The organism is Pseudomonas sp. GW821-FHT07G10 (genome assembly GCF_059418545.1).
This window is the reverse complement of the sequence record NZ_JBWKQB010000050.1, coordinates 1,565-16,443: the sequence shown is the minus strand read 5'-3', so window position 1 is coordinate 16,443 and position 14,879 is coordinate 1,565. Positions and strand designations below refer to the sequence as shown.

Below are 14,879 nucleotides of genomic sequence, written 5' to 3'. Positions count from 1 at the left end.
TTAAAATACAAAACGCCCGATGCGGTGCATCGGGCGTTAGAGTGAAACAGGTGTAAACCTATTTCAGGACTAGACATGTTCCAAACGTGCAGGAAGCCGCTCACCCCCGTCAGCCACCCGAAGCCTGTGCCATGCAGCGCTGATGGCGTTCATCGACCCGTTTGGCAAACCAGGCCGTGGTGAGTTTGCGGGTGATTTTCGGGCTTTGCAGAACGATACCTGGCAGTATCGCCCGTGGCAGTGGCTTGCCTTCGGCCTTTTCGGCCAGAGCAAAGACTCGCTTGTAGAGTGTGCTGTCTTCGAATTCAAGACTATTGCCCTGCTCCAGCTGGCTTCTGATGGTCGGGTTACGCATGTCCAATTGCTTGCCCAGGGTGCGCACTGCCAACTCGGTCGTTCCGGGCATGATGGACCCAAAGGCAATCAGGTCGCCATCGAGTGCCAGCCCGATCCCCGAAGCGCGACTGACAGCGCTCTGGAAGGCGGCATTGCGGCTGGCGTACCAACCGGCATTGAAATCGGCGAAGCGGTACAGCGGTTTGGAGTAACTCACCGGATAACCCAGCAAATGTGCAATGCCGAAGTACATGCCGCCGCGACGGCTGAACACTTCGTGGCGAATCGAGCCGTCCACGGGATAGGGGTAGGCCCGCGTCCAAGTTTCGGCAAACGCGATGCTGACTTGCATCGGCCCGGCGGTGTGCACCGGATTGAAGTTCCCGAAGAGGTTGCGCCCCATCGGCACCATGCCGATGAAGTCGTCGAAAATGGCGCTGAGATCCTTTTCGGTACGCGCGGCACTGAGCCGATCACTGTAACTCTTGCCGTTTGGCGAGCGAACCTGCAAAGCCGCGCTCACCAGTAGACTGGGAACATGCACCTTCGCCGCACGGCGGTCGATTTCATCTCGCGCAATTTTTCCCAGCCCCGGCACTGGCGGGTCGACCTGAAAAGTGGACTCCTGCTCGGTCACTGCCAGTACTGAACAGAGGTTTTCCGTGGTCGGGGCAATGCCTTGCGCCGCGAACGCGGCGTAGATGTCGGTGGCCCACCCCTCTCGATCAACCGTCTTCGCCGGTAACAGTCGAACAATCTTCGCCCTCACCTGCTCCGGTCGCGCAGGCGACTCCTGAGTGCGCTGGCTACCGCAACCGGCCAGCACCAGCAGTGTGGCGATACTCGCAATGAGTCGAATTGATCGCATGCTTCCTCGAATGATCGCGTTGGGCTGATGGAACGACTATGAACAAAGCCGGCGCGGATATCGACCCTTGAGTCGAGCCGCTGTTCAATGCCGGTCAGTCAAGCAGTTTGTGGCTCCGCACATTCCCCGTAGCAGCTGCCGAAGGCTGCGTTCGGCTCTGCTCTCTTAATCATCCGGGATTCACGCTTTCCCCCGCAAACCGCTTTTGCCCAGCTGTCAGCTGCTCAACATAGGCGCACACTCTACGGCATGAAATTGATCTCTACCGGAGGGCAACGACATGAAGCGCTGTGACGTTCTGATCATTGGGGCCGGCCCGACCGGTCTGGTTCTGGCGCTCTGGCTCAGCAAACTGGGGATCAAGGTGCGAATCCTCGACAAGACAGCCGTGCCGGGCACCACATCGCGAGCCCTGGCAGTCCAGGCGCGAACCCTGGAACTCTACCGCCAACTGGACCTCACAGACGCCGTTTTGCAAGCTGGCCACACCGTGCCGGCGGCCAATCTCTGGGTCAAAGGCGAACGGGCTGCGCGTCTGCCGTTCGAGACCATCGGCAAGGGCCTGACGCCCTATTCTTTCCTGGAAATATACCCTCAGGATCAGCACGAACAGCTACTGATCGAACGTCTGCAAATGTTCGGCGTTGCGGTCGAGCGGGAAACTGAACTGAAGAGTTTTGACGATACCGGCACCTACGTCAGCGCGCACTTGCTCAACGCCAACGGGCAGGAAGAGACCTGCGAGGCCGGTTACCTGGCGGGTTGCGACGGCGCCCGTTCGACCGTGCGCAAAACCCTCAACACGGGTTTCCCCGGCGGCACCTATCAGCAGGTTTTCTACGTCGCCGACGTGGAAGCAGCGGGTCAGGCAATCAACGGCGAACTGCATGCGGACCTCGATGAGGCGGATTTACTCGCGGTCTTTCCCCTGGCAAGCACTGGTCGTGTGCGGTTGATCGGGGTGGTACGAGACGAGCGCGCCGAACATGCGCAGACGCTCAAGTTCGAGGACGTCAGCCAACGCGCCATTGAGCATCTCAAGGTTCAAGTGCTCAAGGTGAACTGGTTTTCCACCTATCGCGTGCATCACCGGGTGGCAAAGCGCTTTCGCAACGGGCGAGCGTTTTTGCTGGGGGACGCCGCCCATGTACACAGCCCCGCCGGCGGCCAAGGGATGAACACCGGGATTGGCGATGCGATCAATCTGGCCTGGAAACTCGCCGCCGTACTGAAGGGTAAAGCCCCGGACAGTCTGCTGGACAGTTATGAGACCGAGCGCATCGGATTTGCCCGACGCCTGGTGGCAACCACCGACCGGGTGTTCACCTTCATTTCTGCCAATGGCCCCATTGCCAATCTCGTGCGTACACGCCTCGCGCCGCTGCTGATCCCCAGGCTCACTTCACTGGAAGCGGTACGCGAGTATCTCTTTCGCACGATTTCACAGATCACCCTGAACTATCGAGAAATGCCCCTGAGCGCCGGCAGCGCTGGTGACGTTCATGGCGGTGATCGGTTGCCCTGGGCGCACGATGGCGATATCGACAATTTCAATACGCTGTCGGGGATGTCCTGGCAGGTCCATGTGTACGGCCTTGCCAGCGACGCACTCGTTGCATGGTGCGCTGATCACTACATTGCGTTGCACATTTTCCCTTGGGGACCTGTCCATGAAGCCGCCGGCCTTGCGCGCGATGCGTTCTATCTGTTGCGGCCCGATACCTACGTGGCGCTCGCTGAACTGTCCAGCGACCCAACGGTTCTCGAACGCTATTTCAGCGAGCGCGGGATCCGGCCCGGGCCTTAGTTATCATGACGCAGACCTTGGCTGCAGCCACTTGCTGAACAGCCGGGTCACCGGTGGCATGAACACATAGACCACCAACAGCACGATGCTCAAGGTGATCAGCACGTTGCTCTGCACGTAACCACCCAGCCACGGCTGCCGGACGAACAGTGGCGTCCACAACATCGGCACCAGAAAGCTCAAGGGCAGGATCACCAGAAAGGTGACGCAGGCCTGCTTCCAGCGCGGTGGTGGAGCCTGCCCGTCAGCATCGACCGGCGTAAACCAGAACTCACGGTCGGCGTTGACCTCGGTCTGATCACCATCGGCCAGCATTGGCTGCGCTTCCGCTACCAGACGCTGACGATCTTCGGAGTCCAGCCAGTGCTGCAATTGCCCGGTCGTGGCGAAGCGCAACACACTGGTGAAGAGTGCCAGCCCACCGTTTTGCCCGCGCACCACATCGATTCCCAGATGCCCCGGGTAATTGCGGGCAATAGCGATAGTGCGGCGCAACCAGGCTTCATACTTCTCATCCTGGCCCTGTTTGACTCGGTGCCGCACCAGCAGCGTTACCACCCCGTCCGACGGCTCGATGTTCATGCCTGGCTCCTCCCGATCGTGAACGTGGATCAGCTTAGTCCAAGCCAGGAGACATCAGGCTTCAAATCCCGCTCAGCGCCAGATCCATCGCAAAGTAGCTGAAGATCAGGTCCGCACCCGCGCGCTTGATCGCGCCCAGGCTTTCCCGAACGATACGTTCCTCATCTATAGCACCCGCCGCCGCGGCGAATTTGATCATCGCGTATTCGCCACTCACCTGATAAGCCGCCAACGGTAGCCGCGAGGCCTCGCGAATATCGCGGATGATGTCCAGATAAGCGCCCGCTGGTTTGACCATCAAGGCGTCGGCGCCTTCTTGTTCATCCAGTAGCGACTCGCGCACCGCTTCGCGGCGATTCATCGGGTTCATTTGATAGCTTTTGCGGTCGCCCTTCAGCGCACTGCCGCCGGCTTCGCGGAACGGGCCGTAAAGCGCCGATGCGAATTTGGTCGAGTAGGCCATGATCGCCGTGTTACTGAAACCAGCCTCGTCGAGGGCACGACGGATGGCCTGGACCTGCCCGTCCATCGCCGCTGACGGTGCGATGACATCTGCGCCGGCGCGCGCGGCGGCGACCGCTTGCTTGCCCAGATTGATCAGTGTCTTGTCGTTATCGACCTCACCGCCGTGCATCACGCCGCAATGGCCGTGATCGGTGTACTCGCAAAAGCAGGTGTCCGACATGACGATCATGTCCGGCACGGCGTCCTTGCAGATGCTCGCCATGCGCGAGACCAGACCGCGCTCACTCCAGGTGTCGCTGCCCGCGCCATCCAGATGATGCGACACACCAAAGGTCATCACCGACTTGATACCTGCGCGCGCATAACGCTCGATTTCGCCTGCCAGTTTCGACTCGGGAATGCGCATCACGCCGGGCATGCTTTTGATCGGGACAAAATCATCGATTTCCTCCTCGACGAAAATCGGCAGCACCAGATCATTGAGCGTGAATTCGGTTTCCTGGAACAGGCTACGCAGGCTGGCGGAACGTCGCAGACGACGTGGACGTGCTTCTGGGAACTGGCTGGACATTGGTTTTCCTGAAGGTAGGCCAAGGGTGTAAACGAGACGAACGTCTAAAGGGATGAGAGCTTATGCCCGCATCCCGGAACGACACAAACGTCACTTCAGAAAGAGTTTGTTACAGATTTCGCAACAATGATGAATGAGGTCGTAGGGACGGTCTCGTGCTCATGCGCCGACACCCAGCGAAGCAATCCGTCCCTGCTGCAGGACAAAGCGGTAAGTGACCTCGACCGGGCTACCCGGAAAATTTCCGACGAGCCGGGCGCGCACCAGCGTAGTGCCTTTCTCTTGCGAGACGCTCAGAGGCTCGACGCTATATTGGTACTTGGCCTGTGCCGCTTGTTTCCAGGCTTTAATGGCTTCCAGTCCCTGATACACCTGCCCTTCATCGCGGACGTTGGCGTCGGTGGTGAAACAGCGTTCTAATGCAGTGGAATCTGTGGTTTTCTCGCCCGAAAAATAATCGGCAAGGGGTTCAGGCAGCACAATGCTCATCGTCTTTTCCTCGATTGCTCAGTGAAACCGCCGAGCAGCTGAATATTCGGCGGCGCCTTGACGTATGCCTAAAGCACTGACTTAGGGATTTCCAGCCCCCGCACAACCGCCGGCCGCGCCACAAATCGCTCCAGCACCCGCAACACGTTGGGATAGTCGTTGATTCCCACCAGATCACCGGCCTCATAAAACCCGATCAAGTTGCGCACCCACGGGAACGTCGCGATATCGGCGATGGTGTAGCGCTCGCCCATGATCCAGTTGCGGCCGGTCAGCCGCGCTTCAAGCACATTCAGCAAACGCCTGGTCTCTGCGACAAAACGGTCGCGGGGGCGCTTGTCTTCGAAATCCTTGCCGGCGAACTTATTGAAGAAGCCGACCTGGCCGAACATCGGGCCGATCCCCCCCATCTGAAACATCAGCCACTGGATCGTCTCGTAGCGCGCTGCCGACTCCTGCGCCAGCAGTTGCCCGCTCTTGTCGGCCAGGTAGATCAGAATCGCCCCGGACTCGAACAGTGCCAGCGGTTGGTCGCCCGGGCCGTGAGGGTCAAGGATCGCCGGGATCTTGTTGTTAGGGTTGAGCGACATAAACTCGGGAGACAGTTGATCATTGGTGTCAAAGCCCACACGGTGAGGCTCGTAAGGCAGACCGATTTCTTCAAGCATGATCGACACCTTGACGCCGTTAGGGGTCGGCAAGGAATAGAGCTGAATCCACTCAGGGTACCGGGCAGGCCATTTTCGGGTGATGGGAAAGGCAGAAAGATCAGTCATGGTGAACGTCCAGTGACGGTGTCGTTTGAGGATTGTCCGCTCGTGCCTGGTTATCACGGCGGGCTGATTATAGATGCAGCCATATTCGGCCCCTCTTGAATCCGAAACATCTTGTCGCTAACCGTTCCGTTCCGCCACCCTCCGCCCCGGATAAAGTGCGGTGAATTGACCGGGAGCGAACCAAAGGCTTTCCAGGGACGGTGAGAAGGACCTTCCGGTACACGAACCAGCTGATACTCTGTCAACGCCATGGACAACCACACACAGCAGGAAGCTCGCGGTGGTGAGGTTTGTCAGCCTTAATCGAATGCGCTGAAGATCGACTATTCAATGAACAATCCTCTGAATTTAGTTAAACGTTTGAAACATCGCCCCTATGTTTTGGGAACTGCGCTGCTGGTAGCCGGTGGAGTGTTCCTGGCGCTGCAAGCCCGTGAACGCCTTGCGCCGCCGGCTGATGGAACCCAGACCCTGGTGTTCCTGCGCCACGCGGAAAAACCCGCCGGCGGCCTCGGGCAGTTGAATTGCCAGGGCCTGAACCGCGCCATCAATCTGGCGACGCTGCTGCCGGAAAAGTTCGGCAAGGCCAATTACGTGTTTGCCGCCAACCCGACGCGTAATGTCCAGGAAGGCGAAGATGACAACTCTTACAGTTATATCCGGCCGTTGATGACCATCAGTCCCAGCGCGATAAAACTCGGATTGCCGGTGAACATCAACTACTCGGTCAATGACATCGGCGACCTGGCTGACGAGTTGCTGCAAGACAAGTACCACAACTCGACTATCTACACCGCCTGGTCCCACGGCTACCTGCCCGAACTGATGAACAAAGTGGCTGAAGAAGCCATCGGCGAAAAACGCACTATCACTGAAGACTGGCCGTCCAACGATTTCGATTCGCTCTATGTGCTGACGCTGACCTGGCATAACGGCAAGGCAACCTTGCTCAGCAACAGCTATAAGCAAGGGCTGGACAACGGGCCGCAGGACTGTCCGATATAACCGATTGGCTGCAGCCCACACGCAGTGGGCTGAACAACGTTAACGACGGTGAGCTATCATGCACCGTAATTCCCTACTGCCCGGACCCCTGCCATGCCCATCTCCTCCGCAATCCCCGCCCGGGGCTTGTCGCTCTGGTGGAAACCCGCCCTGTTCTTGCTGGTGGCCTTTATTGGCCTCTATTACGTCAAATGGTCTCCCTACTACCTCAAAGCCTTTGTAGCCGCCGACAATCACAGCATTGGCGCCTCGATCCTCAACGATGAACAGACGGCACCACTGGCCGCTGCGTTGACCTACGCCAAGGTGTATTTCCTGGCGATCTGGAAAGCCGCCGTACTGGCGGTGATCCTCGGCTCGCTATTGCAAGTGCTGGTCCCGCGAGACTGGCTGCTGCGGTTGTTCGGCCGCGCCGGTTTTGCTTCGACCCTGCGCGGTGGGTTGTTCGCGCTGCCGGGGATGATGTGCACCTGCTGCGCCGCACCCGTGGCGGCGGGCATGCGTCGCCAGCAAGTGTCAGTGGGCGCGGCGCTGGCGTTCTGGATCGCCAACCCGGTGCTGAACCCGGCGACGCTGGTGTTCATGGGCTTCGTGCTGGGCTGGGGCTTTACCGCACTGCGATTGGTGGCTGGCATCGTGTTGGTGCTGGGCGTGTCGTTGGTGGCCCAGCGCATCTCTCGCCCCGAAAGCGTGCCTGAAGCGGCGCTGGAAGCCGTGGCTCAAGCCAGCACAACGGACTCGCAATCATTCCTGGTGCGCTGGGCGCGAACCTTGTGGCAACTGTTCTGGAGCACCATTCCGGTCTATATCGTGGCCGTTCTGGTGCTGGGCGCGGCCCGGGTCTGGATGTTCCCCCACATCGATGGCGCGATGGCCAACAGTCTGCTCTGGCTGGTGCCGCTGGCCATCGCCGGCACGCTGTTCATGATCCCCACCGCCGCAGAAATCCCGATCGTGCAAACCATGATGGCCCTGGGCATGGGCACCGCCCCGGCAGTCGCGCTGCTGATGACCTTGCCGAGTGTCAGCCTGCCGTCGCTGCTGATGCTGCGCAAAGACTTCGACGCCCGGGTGCTGGTGACTGTGGCGGTGCTGACCATGTTGATCGGTGTGATCTGCGGCCTGGCAGGCGCAACGCTGCTTTAACCCTCAGCCACGCTGGCTGCCGCGCTCACGCAGATACTCGAGCACGGCAGCCTGCTCGCCGGCGAATTCGATGCGCTCGCCTTTGTGCTCCCGCTGGAAGGCGTACATCGGATCGTAGTATTCGCTCAGCAATCCTTCGATCCAATCGCGGTGCAGATCCACTGCCCCGCTACGCGCCTGCTCTGCCAGCGCCGTTTCCATGAGTGCCAGCATCCGTTGGTGACGCTCGCCACCCAAGCGCTTGTGAATATTATTCAAACTCGCCAGCATTCGCTCGCAGAAGAGTGCGAAGCCCTGCTCGCCATGCACCGCAGTGAACTCCGCGCACAGATTGACCACGTAATCACGCAGGATGCGCTCGACCCGCCCTTGCAGGCTGTCTTCGAGCCAGACGATGGGGAACTGCTGCATGCCCTGATAAAGCGGGAGCGGCAAGGCGCAGCCGCCGACCATGCGACTCTCATCCTCCAGGACGAATCGCTCGATGCCCCTGGCGCGCTTCTTCAGCACATCCACGGCCAGACTGTTTTCAAAATCGATGTTGGAGGGTTGGCCGGTCGCGCGTTTGCCGAAACTGGAGCCGCGGTGATTGGCGTGGCCTTCCAGATCCAGCGCGTTGCGCAACTGAGTGAGCACATCGGTTTTGCCCGTACCGGTCATGCCGCCGAGCACAATGAAATCGCACTGCGCGACCGCCTGATCGACCGTTTCCAGCAGGAAGGTGCGCATCGCCTTGTAGCCGCCAGCGACGCGCGGGTAATCGATGCCAGCCTCGTCCTTGAGCCATTGCTGGACGATCTGCGAGCGCAAGCCACCGCGAAAACAATACAAACAACCATCGGGATTGGCCCGGGCAAAATCAGCCCACGCCTGGACACGCTTGGCTTTGATTTCGCCGGACACCAACTGATGGCCCAGGACGATGGCCACCTGCTGACCTTGCTGCTTGTAGCAGGTGCCGACCTGTTGCCGCTCGCTGTCGGTCATCAGCGGCAGGTTGATCACCCCGGGAAAGGAGCCCTTGGCGAACTCGACCGGCGCACGGGTATCCATCATCGGCCGGTCGTTGAGGAAAATATCGCGGTAGTCGGTGATGTCGATGGGCATCAAAACACCTCTACCGCGTTGGTCTGTCGTTCAACCAGTTCACCGATCGGCTCGAGCACCAGGCCCAGTTCGGCGGCAACCGCCAGGAACTGCTGTTGGCCCTCAGGCGTCACGGCGACCAGCAAGCCGCCGCTGGTCTGCGGATCGCAGAGAACCCGCTTGTGCAGCTCTTGAACGCGACCGACCTTGCCGGCATAGCTGTCGAAGTTACGCAGGGTTCCGCCCGGCACGCAGCCTAGATCGAGGTAGTACTCGACGCCGGGCAGGCGCGGCACGCGCGCATATTCGATGCGCGCGGTCACACCACTGCCATCAGCCATTTCCACCAGATGCCCGAGCAAACCAAAACCGGTGACATCGGTCATTGCCGTCACGCCGGCCAGCTTGCCGAAGCGGCTGCCAGGTTTGTTCAGGGTGCACATCCAGTCGCGCGCCAGGCCGACATCGGCGGCGCGCAGTTTGCCCTTCTTCTCCGCCGTGGTCAGGATGCCAATGCCCAAGGGTTTGGTCAGGTAAAGCAGGCAACCGGCGGTGGCCGTGTCGTTGCGCTTCATATGGCGCTTTTCCACCAGCCCGGTCACGGCCAGACCGAAGATCGGCTCTGGAGCGTCGATCGAATGACCGCCGGCCAGCGGAATTCCCGCCTCATCGCATATCGAACGTCCGCCGCGAATCACTTCCCGGGCGATCTCAGGCGCCAGGACATTGACCGGCCAGCCAAGGATCGCAATCGCCATCAAGGGATCGCCGCCCATGGCATAGATATCGCTGATGGCGTTGGTGGCGGCAATACGCCCGAAATCGAAGGGGTCGTCGACAATCGGCATGAAAAAGTCGGTGGTCGACACCACACCACGCTCTTCGTCGATGGCATACACCGCCGCATCATCACGGGAGGCATTGCCCACCCAGAGTTTGGGGTCGAGGTTCTGCGCACCACTACCGGCCAGAATCACCTCCAGCACCTGGGGCGATATCTTGCAGCCACAACCCGCACCGTGGCTGTACTGGGTCAGGCGAATCGGCTCGCTCATAAGAATACCTCTTGATTTCAATGTGAACGATTCTAACAGAGCGGTTGCGGCGAATGGCGTGCCAGAGGCCTGAATGACGTCTCCTGTAGCAGCTGGCGAAGCCTGCTACTACAAAAACCGGACCGATCACGGCAATAAGATCACCTTCTCACCGCTGCCCTGATTCACCTCGGCATACCGCTCCAGCCCTTCGGCCAGCGGCGATTCAAATAACCCTTCAGGCAATGGCAGCAGCCCTTCATCGAAGAACCGACCGAACTGCTCAAGCATGGCCGCACAGGCCTCAACGCCGTACAACAAGGAATTGATCCCGACCACCGAACCACCCCGGCGATACAGCGCCAGTGCCGGCAACTGCACATAGCCGTCCACCGGAGCAGCGATAATTGCGATGCGCCCGAAATTGGCCAGTGCCGGTACTGCAGACGGTAACCAGAAACCTGTGGTGTCGAAAATCACGTCGGCGCCCCCGGCATAGACGGCATTGACCTGGGCCGCCAGATCTTCCGGCTTGTCCAGGTGGATCGCGTTGAAACCCTGGGCCTGCAAGGCCTTGACCTGTTCGGGCCGACGGGCCGCTGCCAATACCTGTGCGCCACGAATCTTCGCCAACGCCAGTGCGGCGCTACCGACCGCGCCGCTGCCAATCACCAGCAAGCGCGTCTGGGCAGTGACCAGGCTGCGTTCCAACGCATCCCACGCCGTGGTGTATGGCACACCGAGGCTGGCGGCCTGGGCAAAGCTCAAATGTGCAGGCTTGCGCGCCACGCCCTTGGCCGAAAGGGTCACGAATTGCGCATGGGAGCCGTCGGCGAAAAAGCCCAGCTCTTTACCCGTGCCCCAGACTTCCTGACCCAACAGCGCCTGCGGGCCTTCCACAACTACGCCTGCAAAGTCACGACCGGGAATCCGTGGCAGGGTGGTGTACGGAAAGCGCCCCAGTACATTCTTCACATCGCTGGGGTTCAGGCCTGCGGCTTTGATCTGCACCAGCACCTCGCCGGCGCCCGGTACCGGCATGGGCACGTCGACGTACTGCAGCGCCGCGAGGTCGCCGGTTTTGGAGAATTGCAATGCGTTCATGGGGATTTTCCACCGAAGTTAAATGAGATCACTCGCCCCTCAGGAGAGCCAGCCGGCAACCAGTTGCCGACCCATGGGCCACAACTGCTCGCCCGCCAACATGCCCAGTAACCCGACCAGCGCAATGGCCGGTGGCGCGGGCGAACGGAAGTCCAGCGCGCCGTAAAGCAGGCCGACACCCAGCCCGATAGCCAGTGAAATGAGGTAGTTCATGCTCGACTCCGTGCACAGGGTGTCGCCGCCCATAAGGGGCGTGCGACGATGTTAAGGTAAGCACAGAGTGTAAGAGTCAGCCGCCGAAGGGATCGGCCAAGGACTTCTGGTTTTCGGTCAAAAACCGCTGGCCTGACGGTTTAGAGCGGGCGATTGCCCAGCGGATAGTGCGAAGGTGGCATGCCCAGTTCGCGACGGAACATGTCGCAGAAACTGCTCGGGGAATAGCCCAGCGAGCGCGCAATCAAGCTTACTGGCACCCCCTGAATCAACTCAGCCACCGCCGTCGCCAGCTGCACCTGCCGCCGCCACTCGGCGAAACCCATCCCCAGCCCGCCCTTGAACAGCCGTGCGAGGGTGCGCACGCTGGCGCCGGCATTTTCCGCATGTCGTTCGAACGGAATATCCAGCGAAGGCGCCGACATGACCGCCTGACACAGGCTTGTCAGCCGCCGGTCGGAGTCGTCGGGCATGGGGATCTTCAGCACTGAACGCCTGGCTCGTTTGAGCTCCAGCAATGCCAGGTTGACCAACGCTTGGTAGTAATCCTGTTGCTGATCGTCACCCTGCTCCACCAGCCCGAGGATCAGTTCACGCAACAATCCGCCCACCTCGATCACCTGGACGCTGCTGTCCAGCGTCGCGGCCAATGCCGGTCGCAAATAGATATTGCGCATCTGCAGATCCGAGACCACGCGGATCCCGTGCACCACCCCAGGCGGTAACCAGACCGCTCGTTGCGGCGGCACCACCAACGCTTCGTTTGGTGTTTCGACCCACATCACCCCGCTCATCGCATACAGCAACTGGCCCCAGACATGCTCGTGCGGCTCGATATACAAGCCACGAGGATAGGTGCGCGACAACGGCTGCACAGGCACATCGGTGTCACTGAGATCGGGAGGCGCAGCAAGGGCCATGGCGAAAGATCGGGATCGTTTGAAGGATGCCCTATCGTAACGAGGCCTCAGGATTGTTACCACTTGGCGAAAAAAAACCGGATGCCACTCAAACGGATGTTAAATTCAAAAAAAAAACCATTTGCACAATAAAAAGTCATGACACTGGCCAACCAGCCTCTGCCAATGGAAGTGGAGCCGCCCCAGACTCCACTTCAGCCTGCACTGTCAGCCATGGGCGCCCTTGGCACACTGGCAGCCTTCAGAGACACAAGGTTTACCGTCAGCATGATGTTCGGCACACGCCTGGCAGCAATAGTGCTTGCCGTGGCGGACGATGGAATGCTCGCCGATTTTGCAGGTGCAGCTTTTACAGGCGCAGGTGTCATTTTTCATAGGTTGGACTCCATTGTTGTGGTCGTCGAAGCGTGGCCGCAACGCCACACTTTCCGTAGTAACCGCCCACGCCGAAGTTTGCTTGCAGTAGTTTGCGCGAGCGCTTTTCACTCATGGGTAAGGTTAGTCGACTGTGGCACGGTTACTGAGAATGCAAGGCGGGTATCAGGGCTAGCCCCCTCGCCACAAGCAATTGCTTCCACACAAAGCATGGGGAGGATCAAACCTGAAAGTGAAACGCTCAAAAACATCTCACTGGAGTGATTCACTGCGCCCATGGGATGATCGCCTCCACAGCGCGATTACCCTGGAGAGTTGGAATGTCATTGTTTGGTAACAAAGCCATCGTTTTGCTACTGGCCGCCGCAGCCAGTTTCGGCGCCATGAGCGTTTACGCGGCGACCCAGCCAGCGGCAAAAACCTCGACCGCGCAAAAGGTCTCAACCTTGGGTGGCAAATTCACCTTCAACCTGCCCCAGGGCTTTGAGGCCAACTCATTGCCCCCTGGCGACTCAGCCAATGGCACGGCCGGTGCAATGGGCACCATGTACACCAACCAAACCAGCAAAACCGTGGTGATCGTTGCCGAAAACATCCGCACCGACGGCGTGCAGACCAAAGACAACGACAGCGAATTCCTCGACGGTGCAGTCGAAAGTTTCCTGCAGAAACAAAGCACGGCGCTGCCTGACTTCAAAAAACAGGATGAGAAGAAACTGACCATCAAAGGCCTGGGCCTGCGTCAGATCGACAGTGCAGCCACCATGGGCGGCGGCAAGACCCTTGGCACGACCTTACTGGCGGGTTCAGGCAGCCGCATCCTGGTGATCCAGATCATCTCGCGCGCCGATGACCAGGTTGGACACACGGCGCTGGTCAAACAGATTACTGGCGAGAAATAAGCGGGACGCGAGCGCTAAACACCGCTCCTGGCTCACCGATTGAGTGTCAGCAGCCAGTTGTTCAAGTCCTGCATTTCGGTTGCGCTGATGGTGTGGCCGATACCCGGATAGGCATGGAACCTGGGATTCAGCGCCAGGCGTTGCAGCAGGCTGTTGGCATCGCTGCCATCGGTATACGGAAGCCGTTGATCGGCAGTGCCATGGCCGATAAAAATCGCCAGCTGCTCAAGGTTTTTGTCGGGTTTAAGCTCAGATTTCAGCACCGGTAAAACCTTGCCGCTCAACGCGGCGATCCCGCGCACGATCTCTGGATGGCGCAGGCCAACCTCGTAGGACATGATCGCCCCCTGGCTAAAGCCCACCAGAAAGACCTTGTCGCTTTGAGTGTGATACTTCGCGGTGGCCTGGGCGATGAAATCGACGATCAGCCTGGCGCTACTGTTCAGGTCATCGGTTTCGCCGTCGTATGCACCCTCGCCTTTTTTGTGAAACCACTGATAACTGTCCGCATCCAGCGCCTGCGGCGCCCGCACCGAGACATAGGTGTACTGCGCGGGGAGTTCATCCTTGATCCCGAACAGATCCTCCTCGTTGCTGCCGTAGCCATGCAGAAAAATCACCAGCGGCTGGTTGCGTGAATCGGGGTCGGCCTGCTCCAGATACTGCAACGGCAGATCGGTTTGTATCTCGGTTTGCGCCTGCACGGCGGTGGATGCCAACAGCAGCGCCATGGCCAAAAACTTGAACATATATCTTCCTGTTACTGAGCAGCGGATTCGCGCAAGAGCCTAGCACTGCGAAGGTAGATCACGAAGGTTGATCGTTCACACGCGCGGCAAAGGAATGCAACCCGTGACACTCTGCGCCACAGGCGTTACCACGCAGAGCGTGTGCATTGATCGTTCCCACGCTCTGCGTGGGAATGCAGCCCGTGACGCTCTGCGTCACAGAAGCGGACGCAGAGCGTCCACAGAGGCGTTACCACGCGGAGCGTGGGAACGATCATTCAACGATCAGCTTTGCCCTCTGCCCTCAATCACTACTCAGCTTCCCAACCCGAATCGCCTCCCGCCCCGCCACTTTCGCCAACCAGATCCCCGGTCGTGCATTGATCGTTCCCATGCTCTGCGTGGGAATGCAGCCCGTGACGCTCTGCGTCACAGAAGCGGACGCAGAGCGTCCACAGAGGCGTTACCACGC

The 14,879-nt window shown here is 59.6% G+C and carries 16 protein-coding genes; 4 read left to right on the top strand and 12 right to left on the bottom strand.

Translation table 11 applies throughout. From position 1 onward, the window contains the following. Nucleotides 1–109: 109 nt before the first annotated feature. On the bottom strand, nucleotides 110–1,204 hold the full coding sequence (locus tag AC07O1_RS29765) for a DUF1615 domain-containing protein (protein WP_495091121.1): 1,095 nt from the start codon (nucleotides 1,202–1,204) through the stop codon (nucleotides 110–112). Nucleotides 1,205–1,484: 280 nt separating this feature from the next. Here AC07O1_RS29765 and AC07O1_RS29760 point away from each other — a divergent pair, with 280 nt between their 5' ends. Beyond that, the gene (locus AC07O1_RS29760) at nucleotides 1,485–3,011 is read left to right on the top strand and encodes an FAD-dependent oxidoreductase (RefSeq protein ID WP_495091120.1); all 1,527 of its coding nucleotides are present in this window, start codon (nucleotides 1,485–1,487) and stop codon (nucleotides 3,009–3,011) included. Between the two features lie 3 nt (nucleotides 3,012–3,014). Here the strand turns inward: AC07O1_RS29760 and AC07O1_RS29755 are convergent, their stop codons facing one another. The 4 genes from AC07O1_RS29755 to AC07O1_RS29740 all read right to left on the bottom strand — a co-directional run bounded on the left by AC07O1_RS29755 (nucleotide 3,015) and on the right by AC07O1_RS29740 (nucleotide 5,894). Further along, complete coding sequence (locus AC07O1_RS29755) at nucleotides 3,015–3,593, bottom strand: antibiotic biosynthesis monooxygenase (protein ID WP_495091119.1); 579 nt, start codon at nucleotides 3,591–3,593, stop codon at nucleotides 3,015–3,017. Nucleotides 3,594–3,654: 61 nt separating this feature from the next. Next, complete coding sequence (gene hemB / locus AC07O1_RS29750) at nucleotides 3,655–4,629, bottom strand: porphobilinogen synthase (RefSeq protein WP_495091118.1); 975 nt, start codon at nucleotides 4,627–4,629, stop codon at nucleotides 3,655–3,657. Nucleotides 4,630–4,788: 159 nt separating this feature from the next. After that, nucleotides 4,789–5,118 carry a nuclear transport factor 2 family protein gene (locus tag AC07O1_RS29745; protein WP_495091117.1) on the bottom strand — a complete coding sequence of 110 codons (330 nt, stop codon included), beginning with the start codon at nucleotides 5,116–5,118 and terminating at the stop codon, nucleotides 4,789–4,791. Nucleotides 5,119–5,186: 68 nt separating this feature from the next. Beyond that, nucleotides 5,187–5,894: a glutathione binding-like protein gene (locus tag AC07O1_RS29740; RefSeq protein ID WP_494992187.1), complete on the bottom strand. Its 708-nt coding sequence runs from the start codon at nucleotides 5,892–5,894 to the stop codon at nucleotides 5,187–5,189. Nucleotides 5,895–6,224: 330 nt separating this feature from the next. Between AC07O1_RS29740 and AC07O1_RS29735 the strand changes: the two genes are divergently transcribed. Continuing rightward, nucleotides 6,225–6,899, top strand: a complete 675-nt coding sequence (locus tag AC07O1_RS29735) for a histidine phosphatase family protein (RefSeq protein WP_495023007.1) — start codon at nucleotides 6,225–6,227, stop codon at nucleotides 6,897–6,899. Between the two features lie 93 nt (nucleotides 6,900–6,992). Then, nucleotides 6,993–8,045, top strand: coding sequence for a permease (locus AC07O1_RS29730; protein WP_495091116.1), 1,053 nt, complete (start codon nucleotides 6,993–6,995; stop codon nucleotides 8,043–8,045). A 3-nt stretch (nucleotides 8,046–8,048) separates the two neighbouring features. Here AC07O1_RS29730 and mnmH read toward each other — a convergent pair whose 3' ends face one another. From mnmH to AC07O1_RS29700, 6 genes are all read right to left on the bottom strand, one after another. Next, nucleotides 8,049–9,152 carry a tRNA 2-selenouridine(34) synthase MnmH gene (gene mnmH / locus AC07O1_RS29725; RefSeq protein WP_495091115.1) on the bottom strand — a complete coding sequence of 368 codons (1,104 nt, stop codon included), beginning with the start codon at nucleotides 9,150–9,152 and terminating at the stop codon, nucleotides 8,049–8,051. Next, complete coding sequence (gene selD, locus AC07O1_RS29720; RefSeq protein ID WP_495091114.1) at nucleotides 9,152–10,186, bottom strand: selenide, water dikinase SelD; 1,035 nt, start codon at nucleotides 10,184–10,186, stop codon at nucleotides 9,152–9,154. The genes mnmH and selD overlap by 1 nt, the downstream gene beginning before the upstream one ends. 126 nt (nucleotides 10,187–10,312) lie before the next feature. Beyond that, nucleotides 10,313–11,269 carry a quinone oxidoreductase family protein gene (locus tag AC07O1_RS29715; RefSeq protein ID WP_494992192.1) on the bottom strand — a complete coding sequence of 319 codons (957 nt, stop codon included), beginning with the start codon at nucleotides 11,267–11,269 and terminating at the stop codon, nucleotides 10,313–10,315. Nucleotides 11,270–11,308: 39 nt separating this feature from the next. Further along, nucleotides 11,309–11,482, bottom strand: coding sequence for a DUF1427 family protein (locus AC07O1_RS29710; RefSeq protein WP_007969534.1), 174 nt, complete (start codon nucleotides 11,480–11,482; stop codon nucleotides 11,309–11,311). A 140-nt stretch (nucleotides 11,483–11,622) separates the two neighbouring features. Further along, the gene (locus AC07O1_RS29705) at nucleotides 11,623–12,402 is read right to left on the bottom strand and encodes an AraC family transcriptional regulator (RefSeq protein WP_495091113.1); all 780 of its coding nucleotides are present in this window, start codon (nucleotides 12,400–12,402) and stop codon (nucleotides 11,623–11,625) included. A gap of 207 nt (nucleotides 12,403–12,609) precedes the next feature. Continuing rightward, entirely contained in the window at nucleotides 12,610–12,777 is a 168-nt protein-coding gene (locus tag AC07O1_RS29700; protein ID WP_494992194.1) for a metallothionein, read from the bottom strand. Nucleotides 12,778–13,097: 320 nt separating this feature from the next. Here AC07O1_RS29700 and AC07O1_RS29695 point away from each other — a divergent pair, with 320 nt between their 5' ends. Further along, nucleotides 13,098–13,679, top strand: a complete 582-nt coding sequence (locus AC07O1_RS29695) for a DcrB/PsbP domain-containing protein (RefSeq protein ID WP_494992195.1) — start codon at nucleotides 13,098–13,100, stop codon at nucleotides 13,677–13,679. 32 nt (nucleotides 13,680–13,711) lie between these two features. Here AC07O1_RS29695 and AC07O1_RS29690 read toward each other — a convergent pair whose 3' ends face one another. Beyond that, a complete protein-coding gene (locus AC07O1_RS29690; protein ID WP_495091112.1) occupies nucleotides 13,712–14,428 on the bottom strand; it encodes an alpha/beta hydrolase in 717 nt (238 codons plus the stop codon). Between the last annotated feature and the right edge of the window lie 451 nt (nucleotides 14,429–14,879).

Excerpts from the sequence above, each read along its gene's own strand:
- AC07O1_RS29765 (WP_495091121.1), bottom strand. The coding sequence starts at position 1,204 with ATGCGATCAATTCGACTCATTGCGAGTATCGCCACACTGCTGGTGCTG.
- hemB (WP_495091118.1), bottom strand. The coding sequence starts at position 4,629 with ATGTCCAGCCAGTTCCCAGAAGCACGTCCACGTCGTCTGCGACGTTCC.
- AC07O1_RS29760 (WP_495091120.1), top strand. The coding sequence starts at position 1,485 with ATGAAGCGCTGTGACGTTCTGATCATTGGGGCCGGCCCGACCGGTCTG.
- AC07O1_RS29715 (WP_494992192.1), bottom strand. The coding sequence starts at position 11,269 with ATGAACGCATTGCAATTCTCCAAAACCGGCGACCTCGCGGCGCTGCAG.
- AC07O1_RS29740 (WP_494992187.1), bottom strand. The coding sequence starts at position 5,894 with ATGACTGATCTTTCTGCCTTTCCCATCACCCGAAAATGGCCTGCCCGG.
- AC07O1_RS29705 (WP_495091113.1), bottom strand. The coding sequence starts at position 12,402 with ATGGCCCTTGCTGCGCCTCCCGATCTCAGTGACACCGATGTGCCTGTG.
- selD (WP_495091114.1), bottom strand. The coding sequence starts at position 10,186 with ATGAGCGAGCCGATTCGCCTGACCCAGTACAGCCACGGTGCGGGTTGT.
- AC07O1_RS29690 (WP_495091112.1), bottom strand. The coding sequence starts at position 14,428 with ATGTTCAAGTTTTTGGCCATGGCGCTGCTGTTGGCATCCACCGCCGTG.
- AC07O1_RS29700 (WP_494992194.1), bottom strand. The coding sequence starts at position 12,777 with ATGAAAAATGACACCTGCGCCTGTAAAAGCTGCACCTGCAAAATCGGC.
- mnmH (WP_495091115.1), bottom strand. The coding sequence starts at position 9,152 with ATGCCCATCGACATCACCGACTACCGCGATATTTTCCTCAACGACCGG.
- AC07O1_RS29745 (WP_495091117.1), bottom strand. The coding sequence starts at position 5,118 with ATGAGCATTGTGCTGCCTGAACCCCTTGCCGATTATTTTTCGGGCGAG.
- AC07O1_RS29755 (WP_495091119.1), bottom strand. The coding sequence starts at position 3,593 with ATGAACATCGAGCCGTCGGACGGGGTGGTAACGCTGCTGGTGCGGCAC.
- AC07O1_RS29735 (WP_495023007.1), top strand. The coding sequence starts at position 6,225 with ATGAACAATCCTCTGAATTTAGTTAAACGTTTGAAACATCGCCCCTAT.
- AC07O1_RS29710 (WP_007969534.1), bottom strand. The coding sequence starts at position 11,482 with ATGAACTACCTCATTTCACTGGCTATCGGGCTGGGTGTCGGCCTGCTT.
- AC07O1_RS29730 (WP_495091116.1), top strand. The coding sequence starts at position 6,993 with ATGCCCATCTCCTCCGCAATCCCCGCCCGGGGCTTGTCGCTCTGGTGG.
- AC07O1_RS29695 (WP_494992195.1), top strand. The coding sequence starts at position 13,098 with ATGTCATTGTTTGGTAACAAAGCCATCGTTTTGCTACTGGCCGCCGCA.